This window comes from Chitinophaga sp. ARDCPP14 (assembly GCF_051362515.1).
In the GTDB taxonomy this organism is placed as follows: Bacteria; Bacteroidota; Bacteroidia; order Chitinophagales; family Chitinophagaceae; genus Chitinophaga.
Genome location: NZ_JBKIXB010000014.1, coordinates 111,301 through 126,801 on the forward strand (window position 1 = coordinate 111,301; position 15,501 = coordinate 126,801).

Annotated in this window: 18 protein-coding genes; 10 read left to right on the forward strand and 8 right to left on the reverse strand. The window is 47.0% G+C overall.

Features of this window, described 5'->3' with window-relative positions:
* Window positions 1–22 precede the first annotated feature (22 nt).
* From pxpB to ACLHR0_RS28670, 7 genes are all read left to right on the forward strand, one after another.
* The gene (pxpB, locus tag ACLHR0_RS28640; RefSeq protein ID WP_436491247.1) at window positions 23–736 is read left to right on the forward strand and encodes a 5-oxoprolinase subunit PxpB; all 714 of its coding nucleotides are present in this window, start codon (window positions 23–25) and stop codon (window positions 734–736) included.
* Between the two features lie 20 nt (window positions 737–756).
* Entirely contained in the window at window positions 757–1,752 is a 996-nt protein-coding gene (locus tag ACLHR0_RS28645) for a biotin-dependent carboxyltransferase family protein (protein WP_436491249.1), read from the forward strand.
* An 11-nt stretch (window positions 1,753–1,763) separates the two neighbouring features.
* Window positions 1,764–2,504 carry a 5-oxoprolinase subunit PxpA gene (locus ACLHR0_RS28650; RefSeq protein ID WP_436491251.1) on the forward strand — a complete coding sequence of 247 codons (741 nt, stop codon included), beginning with the start codon at window positions 1,764–1,766 and terminating at the stop codon, window positions 2,502–2,504.
* A complete protein-coding gene (locus ACLHR0_RS28655) occupies window positions 2,501–3,676 on the forward strand; it encodes an NRAMP family divalent metal transporter (protein ID WP_429047325.1) in 1,176 nt (391 codons plus the stop codon). Before ACLHR0_RS28650 ends, ACLHR0_RS28655 begins: the two co-directional genes overlap by 4 nt.
* Before the next feature lie 203 nt (window positions 3,677–3,879).
* Complete coding sequence (locus tag ACLHR0_RS28660) at window positions 3,880–4,896, forward strand: hypothetical protein (RefSeq protein ID WP_436491253.1); 1,017 nt, start codon at window positions 3,880–3,882, stop codon at window positions 4,894–4,896.
* Window positions 4,897–5,075: 179 nt separating this feature from the next.
* Window positions 5,076–5,462: a DoxX family protein gene (locus tag ACLHR0_RS28665; protein WP_436491254.1), complete on the forward strand. Its 387-nt coding sequence runs from the start codon at window positions 5,076–5,078 to the stop codon at window positions 5,460–5,462.
* A 175-nt stretch (window positions 5,463–5,637) separates the two neighbouring features.
* Window positions 5,638–6,003 (forward strand): hypothetical protein, encoded by a 366-nt coding sequence (locus ACLHR0_RS28670; RefSeq protein WP_436491256.1) that lies wholly within the window; start codon window positions 5,638–5,640, stop codon window positions 6,001–6,003.
* A gap of 82 nt (window positions 6,004–6,085) precedes the next feature.
* Here the strand turns inward: ACLHR0_RS28670 and ACLHR0_RS28675 are convergent, their stop codons facing one another.
* The 7 genes from ACLHR0_RS28675 to ACLHR0_RS28705 form a co-directional block, all read right to left on the reverse strand.
* Window positions 6,086–6,847 carry a DUF1223 domain-containing protein gene (locus tag ACLHR0_RS28675; RefSeq protein ID WP_436491258.1) on the reverse strand — a complete coding sequence of 254 codons (762 nt, stop codon included), beginning with the start codon at window positions 6,845–6,847 and terminating at the stop codon, window positions 6,086–6,088.
* Window positions 6,848–6,967: 120 nt separating this feature from the next.
* A complete protein-coding gene (locus ACLHR0_RS28680; protein ID WP_429047330.1) occupies window positions 6,968–7,729 on the reverse strand; it encodes a LytR/AlgR family response regulator transcription factor in 762 nt (253 codons plus the stop codon).
* The gene (locus ACLHR0_RS28685) at window positions 7,710–8,729 is read right to left on the reverse strand and encodes a sensor histidine kinase (protein ID WP_429064988.1); all 1,020 of its coding nucleotides are present in this window, start codon (window positions 8,727–8,729) and stop codon (window positions 7,710–7,712) included. The genes ACLHR0_RS28680 and ACLHR0_RS28685 overlap by 20 nt, the downstream gene beginning before the upstream one ends.
* A gap of 97 nt (window positions 8,730–8,826) precedes the next feature.
* Window positions 8,827–10,155: a heme-binding domain-containing protein gene (locus tag ACLHR0_RS28690; protein WP_436491261.1), complete on the reverse strand. Its 1,329-nt coding sequence runs from the start codon at window positions 10,153–10,155 to the stop codon at window positions 8,827–8,829.
* Between the two features lie 33 nt (window positions 10,156–10,188).
* Window positions 10,189–11,091, reverse strand: a complete 903-nt coding sequence (locus ACLHR0_RS28695) for an alpha/beta fold hydrolase (protein ID WP_436491263.1) — start codon at window positions 11,089–11,091, stop codon at window positions 10,189–10,191.
* A gap of 286 nt (window positions 11,092–11,377) precedes the next feature.
* Window positions 11,378–11,659, reverse strand: a complete 282-nt coding sequence (locus ACLHR0_RS28700) for a hypothetical protein (RefSeq protein WP_429047334.1) — start codon at window positions 11,657–11,659, stop codon at window positions 11,378–11,380.
* Between the two features lie 111 nt (window positions 11,660–11,770).
* On the reverse strand, window positions 11,771–12,418 hold the full coding sequence (locus ACLHR0_RS28705; RefSeq protein WP_429047335.1) for a sigma-70 family RNA polymerase sigma factor: 648 nt from the start codon (window positions 12,416–12,418) through the stop codon (window positions 11,771–11,773).
* A 106-nt stretch (window positions 12,419–12,524) separates the two neighbouring features.
* Between ACLHR0_RS28705 and ACLHR0_RS28710 the strand changes: the two genes are divergently transcribed.
* Window positions 12,525–12,896, forward strand: coding sequence for a hypothetical protein (locus tag ACLHR0_RS28710; protein ID WP_429047336.1), 372 nt, complete (start codon window positions 12,525–12,527; stop codon window positions 12,894–12,896).
* A 35-nt stretch (window positions 12,897–12,931) separates the two neighbouring features.
* Here ACLHR0_RS28710 and ACLHR0_RS28715 read toward each other — a convergent pair whose 3' ends face one another.
* Complete coding sequence (locus ACLHR0_RS28715) at window positions 12,932–13,660, reverse strand: AraC family transcriptional regulator (protein WP_436491266.1); 729 nt, start codon at window positions 13,658–13,660, stop codon at window positions 12,932–12,934.
* Between the two features lie 202 nt (window positions 13,661–13,862).
* Between ACLHR0_RS28715 and ACLHR0_RS28720 the strand changes: the two genes are divergently transcribed.
* The gene (locus ACLHR0_RS28720) at window positions 13,863–14,459 is read left to right on the forward strand and encodes a Crp/Fnr family transcriptional regulator (RefSeq protein WP_429047341.1); all 597 of its coding nucleotides are present in this window, start codon (window positions 13,863–13,865) and stop codon (window positions 14,457–14,459) included.
* 90 nt (window positions 14,460–14,549) lie between these two features.
* Window positions 14,550–15,335, forward strand: a complete 786-nt coding sequence (locus tag ACLHR0_RS28725; RefSeq protein WP_429047343.1) for a sterol desaturase family protein — start codon at window positions 14,550–14,552, stop codon at window positions 15,333–15,335.
* The last annotated feature ends 166 nt before the right edge of the window (window positions 15,336–15,501 follow it).

Consider the following 15,501-nt stretch of genomic DNA (forward strand, 5'->3'; position numbering starts at 1 on the left):
GTTATTTTATCTTCATAGATATATGCACAAAAACTACCGTATATCTTCCCTGGGCGACCGGGCTGTTATCATCGAATGGGAACAACAGATTGGCGGGGATATTCATGGCCAGGTGATGCAGGCCTTCCGGCGGCTACGGGAGCTGCATCAGCTTTACATCCTGGACCTTATCCCGGCCTATGCCTCGCTGACGGTGGTATATGATGCGGTGGTGCTGTATCGTCAACAGCATAGTTACGGCGGTGAAAAGATCCGGGAATTGATTGCGGCAACGCTGGACGGGGCCGCGGAAATCACTGCCGGCCCGCCACCCCGCCTGCTGGAGATCCCTGTATGCTATCATCCTTCCCTAGGACCTGACCTGCATGCGATGGCGGAGAGCAAGAAAGTTTCCCCGGAGCATATCATCGAACTGCATACGGCACAAACCTACACGGTGTACATGCTGGGATTTCTGCCCGGCTTTCCCTACATGGGCAGCGTTCACGACTTGCTGGTTATGCCCCGGTTAAAGCAGCCCCGGCTCAGGGTACCGGCAGGAAGTGTAGGTATTGCCGGTGCACAAACCGGTATTTATCCGCAGGAATCGCCGGGGGGCTGGAATATTATTGGTCGTACCCCTTTGCGGCTGTTTGACGCCGCTGCGGAAACCCCTTGTTATTGCGAACCTGGCGACCAGGTGAAGTTTATGCCGGTATCACTGGAAGATTTCCGGGAGATGACCCATTATATTTGACACATTAAGACCAAAAAACATTGATACAGGTAATACAACAAGGATTGCTGGATACCATCCAGGATGCAGGGCGGTACGGTTATCAGCACCTGGGCATTAACCCCGGAGGGGCTATGGATCGGGTTGCACTTGCAGTTGCCAACAGCCTGGTGGGAAACGACATTACCGAAGCGGCTATTGAACTGCATTTTCCGGCATCTGCTTTCCTGTTTGATACAGAAGCCATGATATCCTTATCCGGCGCTGATTTCGGGGCAATCGTCAACGGCAGGCCCCTCGATATTAACCGGCCGGTGCTGGTCAGTAAACAAACGGTGCTGCGTTTTAACAAGCCTGTTTCCGGTGCGCGGTGCTACCTGGCAGTACGGGGAGGATTGGCATTGACGCCCTGGCTGGGAAGCTACAGCACCCATTTAAAGGCAGGCGCCGGCGGGTTTGATGGCCGGCCGCTGAAAAAAAATGACCGCCTCCACCTACGGTCAGGCAATATTTCCCCGTCATGGTTCCAGGGCAAAGAGTTTGTAGCGTTGCCATGGACCGCTGATGTAAGCCATCTTTATACCAGAAACGGCATTATACATACATTGCCGGGCAGTCAATGGAACCTGGTATCCGAAGATACCCGTCAGCAATTTACCAACACTGCCTTCTCCTTAACGGAACAAAGCGACCGGATGGGATTCCGGTTAACCGGACCAGCCCTGGCTACCGAGCCGCGGGAGGAACAGCTATCTGCCGGCACCACCAGGGGCACCATCCAGTTATTGCCGGACGGACAACTCATTATACTGATGGCCGACCATCAAACGACCGGTGGGTATGGGCGGCTGGCGCACGTGATAACAGCGGACATGCCTTCCCTTTCGCAACGCATGCCATACCAGGAGATTCATTTCAGCATGACCGAGGAAAAAAAGGCGTCTGCCTTGTTGTGGAAACAGGAGCAGGACTTGCTCTTTCTTCAAAATGCCTGTAAATTACGACTGGAGGAATGGCTGCAACAGCAGGCTGTTTAATCATCATCACTATGCATTATATAGATCTCAACTGCGACATGGGAGAGGGTTTGGACAACGATTCCGCTATTATGCCTTTTATCAGCAGCGCCAATATTGCCTGCGGCTACCACGCCGGCAATCATGATACGATGCTGCGTACGGCAACGCTGGCGCTCGAAAATAACGTGGCTATTGGCGCCCACCCGGGGTTTGCAGATAAAGAACATTTCGGCAGAACAGAACAGCAGCTTTCAGATCATGCATTGTATGAATTGATTACCACACAACTGTATGCCATGCAATTGGTTTGCAAATCGCTCGATACCACTATGCGACATGTAAAGGCACATGGTGCATTGTATAACATGGCGGCTAAGTCTCCCGCAATGGCGCGCGTGATTGTTAAAGCAGTGAAAGATGTGGACTCCCGGCTTTGTTTTTTCGGTCTCAGTAACAGCTGGCTTATTACCGCCGCCAGGGAGGCCGGACTGAAAACAGCCAGCGAAGTATTTGCCGACAGGACCTACCAGGACGACGGTTCTCTCACTCCGCGCACACAACCCAATGCGCTTATTGAAAAAGAGGAGCAGGTAATAGCCCAGGTGTTGCAGATGGTCGCCGACCAAAAGGTAACTACCGTTAACGGGCATACGATTCCGATGACGGCTGAAACCATCTGTATTCACGGCGATGGCGCACATGCTGTCGAATTTGCGCGCACCATCCATGCTGCATTACATCATCATCAATTAACTATACAACGGCCTTGAGTAAACAAAAATCTTCCGTGCTGCTGGGCGCAGCCTTTCTCATGGCTACTTCCGCCATTGGTCCCGGTTTCCTGACACAAACAACGGTATTTACGCAGCAGCTGGCGGCGTCTTTCGGATTTGTAATATTGATATCGGTGTTGCTGGATATCGGTGCGCAACTGAATATCTGGCGTATCCTCACTGTTTCCGGGTACCGCGCGCAGGATCTTGCCAACGCGTTGTTGCCGGGTCTGGGTTATGTGCTGGCGGCATTAGTGGTAACAGGCGGACTGGCCTTTAACATTGCCAACATAGGTGGCTGTGGATTGGGGTTACAGGTACTCACCGGTATGGATACTGTTTATGGTGCGTTGCTGAGTTGTGGTATCGCGCTGTTTATTTTCTGGATGAAGGAGGCCGGCAATGTGCTGGATCAGTTTACGCGCTGGCTTGGTATCCTGATGGTGCTGCTCACGTTGTACGTGGCCATCAGTTCCCATCCGCCAATGGTGGAGGCGGTGCGGCAAAGCGTATGGCCCGCAGTGATTAATACCAAAGCCATTGTTACCCTTGTGGGCGGAACCGTTGGTGGTTACATTAGTTTTGCCGGCGCACACCGGCTGCTGGACGCTGGTGTAAGTGGAACAACACAGGTACGGTTCGTTAACCGCAGTGCAGTAAGCGGCATTGTTATTACCGCCATCATGCGCGTTTTATTGTTCCTGGCGGCATTGGGTATTATCACACAGGGCGCGGTGCTTGACAGTGGTAATCCTCCGGCATCTGTATTCCGGATCGCGGCAGGGGAGATCGGTTACCGTTTCTTTGGTATCGTAATGTGGAGCGCTGCTATTACTTCTGTGGTAGGTGCGGCGTATACTTCTGTTTCCTTTCTGAAAACATTTCATCCTTTTATTGCGGCGAACGAGCGTTGGTTTATCAGCGTTTTTATACTTTTTTCCACTGTTGTTTTTGTAATAGCCGGCAACCCCGTGCAGCTGTTGCTGATGGCAGGCGCGCTTAATGGCCTTATATTGCCGGTGGCGCTTGCAGTAGTGCTGGTGGCGGCAGGCAGCGCAAGGTTATTGCAACATTACCGGCATCCTGTGTGGATGCAGCTGGCGGGGTGGCTGGTGGTGCTTGTTATGGGATACCTTGGCGGTGTTACGATTGCGGATTGGTTGAAGTGATCACCCCGGCAGGTGTAGATAAGTTGACCAATGTTGAATATATGTTATGATTAAATATTGGTTTGAACATTCGGAGGAATCTATTATTTTGCGTTATGCTTTCTTTATACCATTTTTGAAATTCGTTCCTTACCTGGAAAAGTAATGTGTTGCCCATAAAGTTGTAACAATGTTAACGGTTTCACTATAATAATTCAATCCCTATGACCAGAGTTTTCCTTAGTTTTTTTATTTTGTTATGTGTATGGTTTCCTGTAAAAGCCCAAACAGGTACATACAGTACATTAAATTTCCCGAACACCTACACCAATACAATCACTACCGGGTTCTATGCTAGCAACTTCAGGTCCGGGTTTATTCATCAGAGCAGTGCTTCTATCAATTTTGGCCTGACTGGTTTAAAGGCCAGCTTATTCAGATTCCGCTGGCTCGCCCATGATAATGGTGCAATAGATTATGCAACCGATGCAGACCAGGTTATGTCATTGGATAACTATGGCAACCTGAACCTGAAAGGGACGTTCACGGCCAATGGTAATGTGGGGATAGGAATGGCACCTACCACCGACAAGCTCGCGATAGATATGGGAACCACGAGAGGAGGCGTAAACTTTTTGAGCGATGGAGACGCCAACGCATACATGGATTTAAAATTCACTGTAAAAACTACCACCGGTATTGCAACTGGTAAACCCTTTCTCTGGGAAGCGTCTTTAAGGAAGGATGGTTACTTTAGCGGAGATGCTACCGGGCCTACGCTGGAATTTTACGCAGTGAGGCAAGGTTCGGGATATTATGCGCCGTTATTGTTCAAATCCAATGGAGATATTATCCTGGCCGGCGCTCAGAATGCTACCAATGGAAATGTAGGCATCGGCACCAACGATACGAAGGGATACAAACTGGCTGTGAATGGCGACGCGATTTTTACCAGGATAAAGGTAAAGGCCTATACCGCCTGGCCTGATTTTGTGTTTGCACCGGATTATGATTTACCGGCTTTGTCTGACGTAGATGCCTTTATTAAACAACATAAACATTTGCCGGATATGCCTTCAGAAAAAGAGGTAAAAGAGCAGGGGCAGGATTTGGGTGAGATGAACAGGAAACTACTGCAGAAGGTGGAGGAGTTAACCTTGTATATTCTTAAACAGGATGAGCAGCTAAAACGGCATGAACAGGAGATTCTGAAGTTAAAATCGGCTGTTGAAAAACGTTAGTTGAAAAGGCAGCAATTAAAGCCAGGTAATCGTTTAGAGATACCCGGCTTTAACCAGTTTTTTTACACCCTGTATTGTCTAACCAGCCTTTCCGTTTGTCCGCTTCACCTCAAATTACCTGGACTATTCCTTCTTCCTGTTACAACTTTGTGTCATTGATAACGTAAACCAAAAATCTCATGACACAGAAAACTGTAACAACAATTTATTGGATAGGAACCGTGCTCACTTCCTTGTGGTTTGGAGCAAGCGGATTTTTTGAAATCACCGGAAATCCAATTGTATGGGGAATAACGCAGCAATTGGGATACCCCTCACATTTTATATACCTGCTTGGTATTTTCAAGCTGTCTGGTGTAGTCGTTCTTTTAACTCCTGGCAAGTTGCTCCGGTTAAAGGAATGGGTGTTTGCCGGGATCTTCTTTGATATCATTTTTGCCTTTGCTTCAAAACTAAGCGTACTTGGGTTACCGGCAACCGTAGATGCTGTTGTGGCGTTTATAATGGTAAGTGTAACTTATACGATGTTCCGGAAGATGTACCCGGGTTTAAATGCTGAGTTTTAAGGCGTACGGGCTTTGCCATGAGCGGTAAGAATTTAAAGCCATTTGCATTAAAAAGAGAAAGCGGGTGTCTCAGAGTAATTCTGAGGCACCCGCTTTTATTCTGAGGGGAAATTGATAAATTAGCATGCTGCTGTTACTTAGCCAATCTATTCTGCGCCGAAAAAGGAGTATCTGTATGGAGAAAATGAATCCCACCATGAAAGTTTTATTAGCCATTATGGTGATGGCACAAGCTGTTTTAGGAACTATTTTATATAGAAATTTTACCCGGTTTAAAGCAGAGATGCATAGTATTCATGAAAATAAGCTGTCAGGTATTATTACCGCCTATGAATTTCAGGGAAGAGGTTCTTATGATCTGACAATTGTTGATAAAGGCGTTTCGAAAGTAATACCTTGCCCTGCCTTTGGAAGGTCTATTAAGTCAATTAAAATCGGGGACTCCATTTATAAGGCATCGTTTTCAGACTCAGCCTATATTTTCAGGAAGGAAAGCAACGGCGAGTACCGGTTTAATATAGCGACGACAATCAGCTTCTAAATCAGCAGGTATAAGATGTTTAAAAACAAGAAGGCGTCTCAAAAATAATTGAGACGCTTTCATTCCTTTTGGATGAGCGTAATTACAGGGAAGCCCGCGTTACCGCTTTAATAGCTCCTGTTTCCCCATGTTGGATCATACCAATCAGTTCCCACTCCTGTGTATTAAAATCGCCGGGTAAATTAACCTGCACAGTGCCCTGCTTGGCCCCGAGGCCGAATGAGTGAAGGTCTCGTACTATCTGCACATGTGAAAGCATGCGGCCTTCGTTTTCTCCCCTGGTTACTTTACTGACAGCACGTTTTTGCACTGTGGCTATCAGCAGGCGGCTGTTGCCGGCATCGCCTGTAAATTCGTAAGCAAGACTTGCCTTGCCGGATTGCAGTTGCCCTTTTATATTCAGGGTTTGTTCAGCAGCGCTGGCCAAAGCGTCGCCTACTGCGTTAGTTACTGCAGCTTCATCTGATCCTATGCAGGATGATTTGCCGTTCACCACCAGCTGCGGCGTATATACCTGGCTGTTTAGCTGTTCACTGTATTGATATTGCCGCTTTGAAAACCGGGAATCACTGAATATATCTTTCCAGCCAAGGCGGTTCCAGTAATCCACATGGTAGGCCAGAATATAGATGGGCTTATTTCCGGCTTCGTCCTGGATACGCGCTAACAGGGCATCAGCAGGTGGACAACTGGAGCATCCCTCCGAGGTGAACAGCTCCAGCACGGCAAAGCCGTTGCCGGCCGGAGCTGTTTTTTTGTGAGTGGTATTCCTGTTTGCACATACCGCGGAAACCAGTGTGAATGCCATTGCGGCGCCTATCGCCGACATCATTATTGTTTTCATCTTTTGAATTTTTATTTTATTCAAAAGTACCGGCTGCTGATGGCTTAAGTAAGCAAAAAAGCCACCAGGTGGACATTTTTGGCTTTCAACCGGGAATATATGGCCGGGAGAAAAATGAGGTTAACGTTCTTCCATCCAGCTGAGAAAGCTATGGGATTTTTCTTTATTTACAAGCAGTTTTTCTGGTGTTTCAATAACCAGTTTTACATAAAGTTTGCGGAGAAAATAGGGCTCCACCTCTTTGATGGCCTTGAAATTAATAAGGTACTGGCGGTTAAGGCGAAAAAACTGAAGGGAAGATACCGACTGTGTGATCTGGTCCAGTGATTGGCTGATGACATACTGCTGCTTATCAAAACACATAATCCAGGTGGCGTCATGGCGTATATAAAAGAACGCAATGTCTTCCACATTTATCGTCTTGTACTTTTGGTTTTGAAAGATAAGAAAGCTGGTCTTGCCGCTGGGAGGCGCCAATTTTGAAAGCAGGTCATTGAGGTCAGGAACTGTTTTCTGCTGGAAGAAATTTTTCAGTTCATCCACCTTCCGCAATGCGTCCTGTATATCCTGTTTGGAAAAGGGCTTCAGCACATAATCCACTCCATTATTTTTAAAAGCGTCAAGACTATATTCATCATAAGCCGTGCAAAATATCACGGGGCAGGTGATTTTTACAGACTTAAATATTTCGAAGCAAAGACCGTCGGCCAGCTGGATATCCATGAAGATAAGGTCGGGCATGGGACCCTCAGACAACGCGCTGACGGAACTTGCCACACTCTGATACTGGCCGGTAATTTTATCGCCGGGTTTTAATTCAAGTATAATATTCGCAAGTGATTTAGCTGTTTTAAGTTCGTCTTCAATGATGATAATGTTCATGAATAAGCGGAAGTTTGATTTGAAAAACTTTTTCGTCGGCAACAATATCAATATGCTGGTTCAGCAGGTGCTGATATCTCAGGTCAATATTTTTTAATCCCACACCAAGAGAATGTTGTTCTCCTGTTTTCTGCTGGACCTGGTTCTCTACAATTATTTTGTCATCTTCCTCATAGATCCTGATACGCAATGGCTTCTCCAGGGAAACGATATTGTGTTTGATACAATTTTCAACCAGTAACTGCAACGTGAAAGGAGGAATCAGCGTTTTCAATGTGCCGGGGCTAAGCGTGCTCTCAAAGGTAAAGCCATCCTCGAACCGCGCTTTCTGCAGAAAGAGATAGGCATTGAGTATTTCCATTTCTTCACTCACATGGATCAGGTCAAGTTTGCGGCTTTCGAGCGTAAACCGGTAAAAGTTGGACAGCTTGATGATAAAGTCAACAGATTCCTGTTCACCGCTTTCTACCATAGCCTTCAACGTATTCAGGCTGTTGAACAGGAAGTGCGGGTTCACCTGCTGCTTCAATAGTTCATACTGCGCGCTGAGATTATCACTTTTAATACGTTCCAGTTCCATCGTCACATGCTGGTTTTCATAATTCTGCTGCAGCAGGTGCAGGAACATATAAAATACCAGGTTGATAAGGATACCTCTTACCTCCACCATCAGCATCACAGGCCCAAAATTAATATGCGACAGGATCAACTGCTGTATGCAGGCAAGGCCCAGCATCACTACCAGACCAAATAACAGGCTGCTTATCAGTTTTGAATACGAAATGCTCTGCTTCCGGGGAGCATCGGACTGCCGGGAGAGCATGAAAATATTGAAGTACCACATCAGCACGGCGAAGGTGGCTGTTATACCTGCATTAACAGCTGCTTCCGCTAAGTGAAAATGGTGCTCGGCAATTTGCGGCACGGACGACAACAGTCCGAGAACAATGGAGCTGACCCATATCGTTGCATGTGATATTTTAAACCCTGTTTTTTCCATCTGTAAGAAATCAATCTAAATGCTAAATTAAAAATATTGATTTTTAACTTACCATTTAGGAAAGTTAGTTGCCCTCTTTTATTCCCGCCGGTAAGCATCAAGGGGAAACCGAGGGTCTGTGGGAAAATATATCGTTGATCCGGACGGCTGCATCTACTTTGTTGCCTGCGCTATTGACCGGCCAGTGGCCACGTTCTAGTTGATAAGTCAGTTTGTCCGCATCACCGGATACCATTTCCACGGTTTGAACTTCGCCATTGATATAACTGCCGTACCAGTATTTATTATCGGCCTGTTTGTAGGTCACCAGCCGGAATACTTCACCGGGGGTATGTTTTTCGTAACCGGCAAGCGCAGATTGCTGTGCGGCGGTATTGCCATACAACACAGACATTGTTTGTTTTTGCCTGTTGGCAAAGGATGTGATCACATGCAGGTTTCCTGCATCAAACATCTCCCTTGCCGGCTTGGGTGCGTTATCGACTAAAGGAAGGTTGAATACATAATCATTCGCACTGGCTATTTTATGGCAATTGAAACAGGTGGTATTAAACATAGGTGTGCTGCCATAAGGCTTCAACGCTGTTCCGTTGAATTTTGCGAAGCCCCAGCCCTCACTATCCGCGAAGCGCTGGTTGTCTTTGGTCATGATCTGTACACTGTTTAAAGAGCCCGGGATGATGTCACCGTTCTTTTCCTCAATGCTGTTCCACACTACTTTTACGATGGTGCTGCCTTCCGGGAAAGGATTGATCCGGTTATCGCGGATGGCTTTTGCGGCAAGGGCATTGCCATACACTACCCGGATACTGTGGTTGTCGAACCGGTTGGTGGTACTGATCACCTGCCATTCCCGGTAGCCGGGCGTATAGGCTACTCCGTTAGCAGCAACCGGGTTCTCCATTGAGAGAAGGGATTGTTGCCGGAATTGTTGGAACTCCCGGGCGGCTTCACTGATAATGGTTGTATCGTGATATTTTGAGGGGCTGATATCCGTTACATATTCCTTTAAAACAGTGATATCTTTTGCAGAAAGCCTGGATTGTGGATGTGTAGCAGTATAAGTGCTCAATGGCATTTTTCCTGTCAGCACCATATTCACCATTTCCCAGAGGCGTCCTTGCTGGTCGGCCGACGAGAGTGTATCCCAGGTGGAAAAATTAAACCGGGACCTTGCTTCCGTAACGTCGGCAGCTACCAGCCATGAAACCGGCGCAATATGATCATACCAGCTAAGCTTAGTTTCATTGGAGTGGCAGTCGTAACAGGCACGTTTAAGAATGCCCAGTACTTCCTCCGGCGCTTTTATGGGCGCCGTAACCGCGTGGTTTTGAACCGGCTGACGAATGAATTGCATGGCGGTTACCATTAAAATAAACAGGGCTATTACCAGGCCGGATCTGGTTTTCCAGAAAGATAACTTCATAAATTATTTTTTTACTGAGATGTATTTCCAATGTCAGGCATAGCTGCTCGCCTCGATAATCGCTTTGGCGAATGCTTCCGGCGCTTCCTGCGGAAGGTTGTGGCCGGCTCCTTTGATGATGCGGTGCACGTGTTTGCCGGTAAACATGCGGGCATACGCTGAACCATCACCGGCGGGAACAACGCCGTCAGCATCGCCATCCAGCGTAACCGATGGAACCGTAATAACTGGTGCTGCAGCCAGTTGCTTTTCAATGGCGTCGTATTGTTCTTCGCCGGGTTCTATGCCCAGCCGCCAGCGGTAATTATGAATAACAATGGCAACATAGTCGGGGTTATTGAAAGAGGCTGCAGACAACTTATAAGTGGCATCATCAAAATCCCATTTGGGAGAAACATTTTTCCAGATCAGCCGGTTGAAGTCGTACCAATTGGCGGTATACCCCAGTTTTCCACGGTCGGTAGCAAAGTAATACTGGTACCACCATCCCCATTCTGCTTTAGGAGGCAAGGGCTGTTTATTTTTTGCCAGGTTGTTAATGAGATAGCCGTTAACAGAAACCATTGCATTACAGCGTTCCGGCCATAGTGCCGCGATAATATTGGCGGTGCGCGCTCCCCAGTCGAACCCGCCGATGATCGCCTTTTTTATATGGAGTGCGTCCATCAGCGAGATGATATCATTTGCTACTGCCGCCTGCTGCCCGTTCCTGAATGTGCCGGCAGAAAGGAACTGTGTGGTGCCATGACCACGCAGGTGAGGCACGATCACCCGGTAGCCTTCAGCAGCCAGTATGGCCGATACTTTTGCATAGCTGTGAATATCATAAGGCCATCCGTGCAGGAGGATAACGGGCTGGCCATTTGCCGGGCCGGCTTCAGCGTAGCCAACATCCAACAGCCCGGCCCTGACCTGTTTGATGTCCTGAAAGGACACAGGGGCCTGACTAGCTTTTTTGTCCCTTTGACCCGTAGTGGCCAATGCCTGCAGGGGTGAGAGTTTGGTTGCTGCGAAAGTTAAAGCAGCAGCGCTTAAAAAATGTCTGCGGTTAAATTTTTTTGTCGGTTCCATAATGCATTCCTGCAGATGCTTTTGTGCTCCCAGGCGAAACAAAGGTACCAGCCGGACCAGGTAACGGGAACCGGTTTTAGGGTGAGTTAGACAAAATGGGGGCTCATTTAGACATATGGTTGGCCGGATGGGGTAACCTTTATCACGCTGTTTACTCAATATTAAAATAACGGAATACCTCCTTAGTGATCAGGCGGCAGTTTTCAGTAAGTTCTGTGAGGGTGCAATACCGGACAACCAATACCTCGTGTGGTGTATCATCGAGGTTTACGAGGCTCATCCGCAGGAGGATGCTTTCAATGACGATGCTGCCATGCAGGGAGTCGAAGAGCGCCCGCGCCCTGCTGCGGTCTTCCCCGATATAGAACCGGCAGTATTCCGTATAGCCGGCCTGTACCCTCATGTCGACGATAATACAATAGCCTTTCACCATATATTAACGGAGATTTTAATGAATGCTTAAAATGCTTTCCCTGCACCCGGCAAAGGGTATACCAGGCGGTATCTGCCGGAAATTTTTTCAGGAAAATGACATTTTTTCAATTCATCTTTCTCCTTCTATACCCAGCTTTAGTAAAACATTACGGGTAATCCGGTCGCAGCGGGTTAAATGAAAATGGTAGACATGATCTTTCATATAGGCGGTCAGATCTTCCCTGAGCATGGCCTTAGCCCTGTTCAGGCGTACCTTTACATTGTTTTCTTCAATGGCCAGTGTTTCGGAGGTTTCCCGGACAGACATTTCCTCGATTTCGCGCAGCATAAAAACCAGCCGGTATTTTTCCGGCAGGCGGGTAATGGCGTCTTGCAGTATCTGGTTCAATTCCTTATTCGCTAAATCTCTGGCCGGAGTTTTCATGTCTATGAATTTATCTGAAGGTAACTGACTAAAAGGGAGGTTATTTTTACGTTTCAGTTCGTAACACTGGTTGAGCATAATCCGTGTAAGCCAGGTGCCAAATGAAGCGCGGTGTTGAAATTGTGACAGGTGACAATAAGCATTGAGATAGGTATTTTGCATGGCATCTTCAGTTGCGGGATCATTTTCCAGGATAGACATGCCAATCCGGTACAGCCGCTGGTTATACCGGCTGATGATTACACTGAACATCTTCTTTTCACCTGCCAGTATTCTTTCTATTGCTTCCCGGTCAGGAACCTGTGCGGCTATTGCTTCTTTTTGTATGGTCATGTTATTTAGATGAAGTAAGAGGAGAAAGGTTACAGAAAATTACTATTGATTTCCTGTAACCTTTTTGTCAATAGCCTCTCTAATTAATACACTAAACATATGTATCATGGCAACCATAAAACAGCTTCAAAGCACCTTACGCCTGACCTTTGGCATTGTGCCCATTGTAGCCGGGCTGGACAAATTCACTAACCTGCTTACCCACTGGGAAAACTACCTGGGCAGTAATGCAGATATGCTCCCGTTTGCCGCCGCCACCTTCATGAAAATCGTGGGTATTATTGAAATTGCCGCCGGGATACTTGTATTGGTGCGTCCCCTGGTCGGCGCGTACGTTGTAATGGCCTGGCTGATATGCATTGCACTGCAATTGCTTCTTGGCGGTCAGTACTTCGATGTGGCGGTCAGGGACCTGGTGATGGCAATCGGCGCCTATACGCTGGCTCAACTCACAAAAATGAAGGAAGCACATTCGTAAAGGACCGGTTAACCGGCACGCCGCTGGTTAACCGGTTACAGTTTTCTGAAGTCCGACGGCCTCGCATGCAGGAATCCCCTGAATGTATCGCTGAAGGAATTGATGCTGCTGTAACCTACCGCAAAAGCTATTTCATTGATAGGCTTACTTGTTTTTAAGATCATTTCAATAGCTTTTGTCATTCTTATTGTTTTAAGAAATTGCAAAAATGAAATTTTAAGGTTAGCCTGAAATAACCGGGAGAGGGAGCGTTCCCCGATATTAAATTGCTTACTGATGCTGGTCAGTGTATGCTTTTTCCCGATATTTTTTTCCAGGTAATCAATGATATCCTGCATCTGTTCATTGTTGGTAGCAGGCAAAACTATAGGGAGCGATTTCCTGCTTTTTTCAGGAAGGATCTTTTTCAGTGCTACCAGGAATTCAAAGTTGGGATCCGTGTTATCAACATGTTTTCCATCCCACCGCTCCGTGTAATTGATCATCTGGATCACTAATTCGCTGGCAGGGTAAATTCCCAGCCTGTTATAAAAAGGATCCCTGGTATCATCGTGGGCGTAAAAATAGAGCGACCGCAGCACAGTGGCTTTATAGCCGATCCGCAGTATGTGCGGCATTCCCTGCGGAATCCAGAAGTAATGCCTGGCTGGAACTATATAAGTAAGGCTTTCAACGGTAATATAGGCGATTCCTCCCTCCACATAACTTAATTGCCCCTTATTATGCCGGTGCAGAGGGATCAGTTTTTCCGATTTCTCGTGCATGACAAAAACGGAATTTTTCTTTTTCTCTATATCCGGTAATGAAGCAATTAAGCCCATAAGATTATTTGAAATGTAAAATAATAAGGTGAGAGAACAAAAGTAGCATTTGTCCGGAATCATGAAAATATTGACTAATACGGTGAAATTAACAATAGCTCAGCTTGTAGGGAAATAACCTTAAATTAGCGCTCTGACAGATCATATGAGCGTATCCATTACCACCTTACAGCAGTTATTATTTGACCTGGCCGGCGTGCTGCCGGCCGACACCGCGCCGTTATTTGCCATGACGCGGCAGGTAAAGCTGGCGGCCAACGAAACGTATATCCATGAGGGTGATACCGAACGCCGTCTTGCTTTTATAGAACAGGGCATCATGCGGGCCTATATTATTAAGGATAATGGCGATGAAGCCACCTTGTTTCTGCGCTGGGAAAAGCAATTTATCGCTTCGCATGATACTATCATTCACCGGCAGCCTTCCCGTTTTATATACCGTGCACTGGAGCCGGTCACATTGCTGGAAATAGATTATGATGTGTTGGAAGAAGTACTGAAAACGCACCCGGAATATGAACCGCTGCGGAATTTCTTCCTGATGCGCATGTTGTCCGAGTCGTTAAAAATCATGGAATCTTTTGTCACGCTGTCGCCGGAAGAGCGGTACCGTAACCTGCTGACAGAGCGTTTCGACCTGGTGAACCGGGTGCCCGATAAATATATTGCTTCCATGCTGGGCATCACACCCGTGTCGTTAAGCCGTATCCGCAAACGGATGCTTGATAAGGGGAAGGGATAAATTATCCTTTGTTAAGCAGCGAAATTATCTTTTGTTAACTACATCTGCCATAGCGGTTCTCTAATTTTGAGAGATAAATTTCTCAAGGCCATGGAACCGATCATTGAAGCTACCGTTAAGATCTTTAGCATGTCTGCCCTCCGGTATTTTGTGTTGGCGGGTATTCCTTTTACATTATTCTACCTGCTGTTACCAGACAGGTTTAAACATTTCAAGATCCAGCAGAAGCTGGCATCAAAGAAAGATTTTCTCCGGGAGATCTGGTATTCCATGCAAAGCACGCTGGTGTTTACCGCCATTACGATTATACTGCTGTTTACGCCGGTGAGGCAGTATACCATGATCTATACCGATATACAGGCGTTCCCGGTGTGGTACATCGGCGTAAGCCTGGTGGGGAGTCTCGTTATACACGATACGTATTTCTATTGGATGCATCGCCTGCTGCATCATAAGCAGCTGTTTAAGCGCACCCACCTGGTACATCACCAGAGCATCAATCCTTCTCCCTGGACTTCCTACAGTTTTCATTTCCTGGAAGCGGTGTTGGAAGGCGGAGTGCTGGTGGTGATTACGAGCGTAATGCCTATGCATCCGGTTACAGTGCTGTTGTTCACCGTATCCGGGTTTATTATCAATGTATATGGCCATCTCGGCTATGAACTGATGCCACGCGGGTTCCGGCATACCTGGTTGTTTGAAGTGTTCAATACGTCTGTTCACCACAACCTGCATCACAAAAAGTTCAGGGGTAATTATGGGTTGTATTTCCGGGTGTGGGACAGGGCGATGGGAACAGAGCACCCCGACTATGTGAAGGAGTATGATCAGCTGCAGGAGCGAAGGTTTGGGGAGAAGACAGTATGGAGTAATTAAACAAATATTTTTAAAAGCGGATGGTTTACCATCCGCTTTTTTTTAACCGAAATTTTTTTTCACTGTAGAAATATCGCAGTGGAACCGGATAGTTTTGTTCCTGCGCGAAATAACCATATAACCATATACCACGATTTTTGTAAGAACCTTTAACCCAGGGGAAGCA

Excerpts from the sequence above, each read along its gene's own strand:
- pxpB (WP_436491247.1), top strand. The coding sequence starts at position 23 with ATGCACAAAAACTACCGTATATCTTCCCTGGGCGACCGGGCTGTTATC.
- ACLHR0_RS28650 (WP_436491251.1), top strand. The coding sequence starts at position 1,764 with ATGCATTATATAGATCTCAACTGCGACATGGGAGAGGGTTTGGACAAC.
- ACLHR0_RS28660 (WP_436491253.1), top strand. The coding sequence starts at position 3,880 with ATGACCAGAGTTTTCCTTAGTTTTTTTATTTTGTTATGTGTATGGTTT.
- ACLHR0_RS28665 (WP_436491254.1), top strand. The coding sequence starts at position 5,076 with ATGACACAGAAAACTGTAACAACAATTTATTGGATAGGAACCGTGCTC.
- ACLHR0_RS28670 (WP_436491256.1), top strand. The coding sequence starts at position 5,638 with ATGGAGAAAATGAATCCCACCATGAAAGTTTTATTAGCCATTATGGTG.
- ACLHR0_RS28675 (WP_436491258.1), bottom strand. The coding sequence starts at position 6,847 with ATGAAAACAATAATGATGTCGGCGATAGGCGCCGCAATGGCATTCACA.
- ACLHR0_RS28680 (WP_429047330.1), bottom strand. The coding sequence starts at position 7,729 with ATGAACATTATCATCATTGAAGACGAACTTAAAACAGCTAAATCACTT.
- ACLHR0_RS28685 (WP_429064988.1), bottom strand. The coding sequence starts at position 8,729 with ATGGAAAAAACAGGGTTTAAAATATCACATGCAACGATATGGGTCAGC.
- ACLHR0_RS28690 (WP_436491261.1), bottom strand. The coding sequence starts at position 10,155 with ATGAAGTTATCTTTCTGGAAAACCAGATCCGGCCTGGTAATAGCCCTG.
- ACLHR0_RS28700 (WP_429047334.1), bottom strand. The coding sequence starts at position 11,659 with ATGGTGAAAGGCTATTGTATTATCGTCGACATGAGGGTACAGGCCGGC.
- ACLHR0_RS28705 (WP_429047335.1), bottom strand. The coding sequence starts at position 12,418 with ATGACCATACAAAAAGAAGCAATAGCCGCACAGGTTCCTGACCGGGAA.
- ACLHR0_RS28710 (WP_429047336.1), top strand. The coding sequence starts at position 12,525 with ATGGCAACCATAAAACAGCTTCAAAGCACCTTACGCCTGACCTTTGGC.
- ACLHR0_RS28715 (WP_436491266.1), bottom strand. The coding sequence starts at position 13,660 with ATGCACGAGAAATCGGAAAAACTGATCCCTCTGCACCGGCATAATAAG.
- ACLHR0_RS28720 (WP_429047341.1), top strand. The coding sequence starts at position 13,863 with ATGAGCGTATCCATTACCACCTTACAGCAGTTATTATTTGACCTGGCC.
- ACLHR0_RS28725 (WP_429047343.1), top strand. The coding sequence starts at position 14,550 with ATGGAACCGATCATTGAAGCTACCGTTAAGATCTTTAGCATGTCTGCC.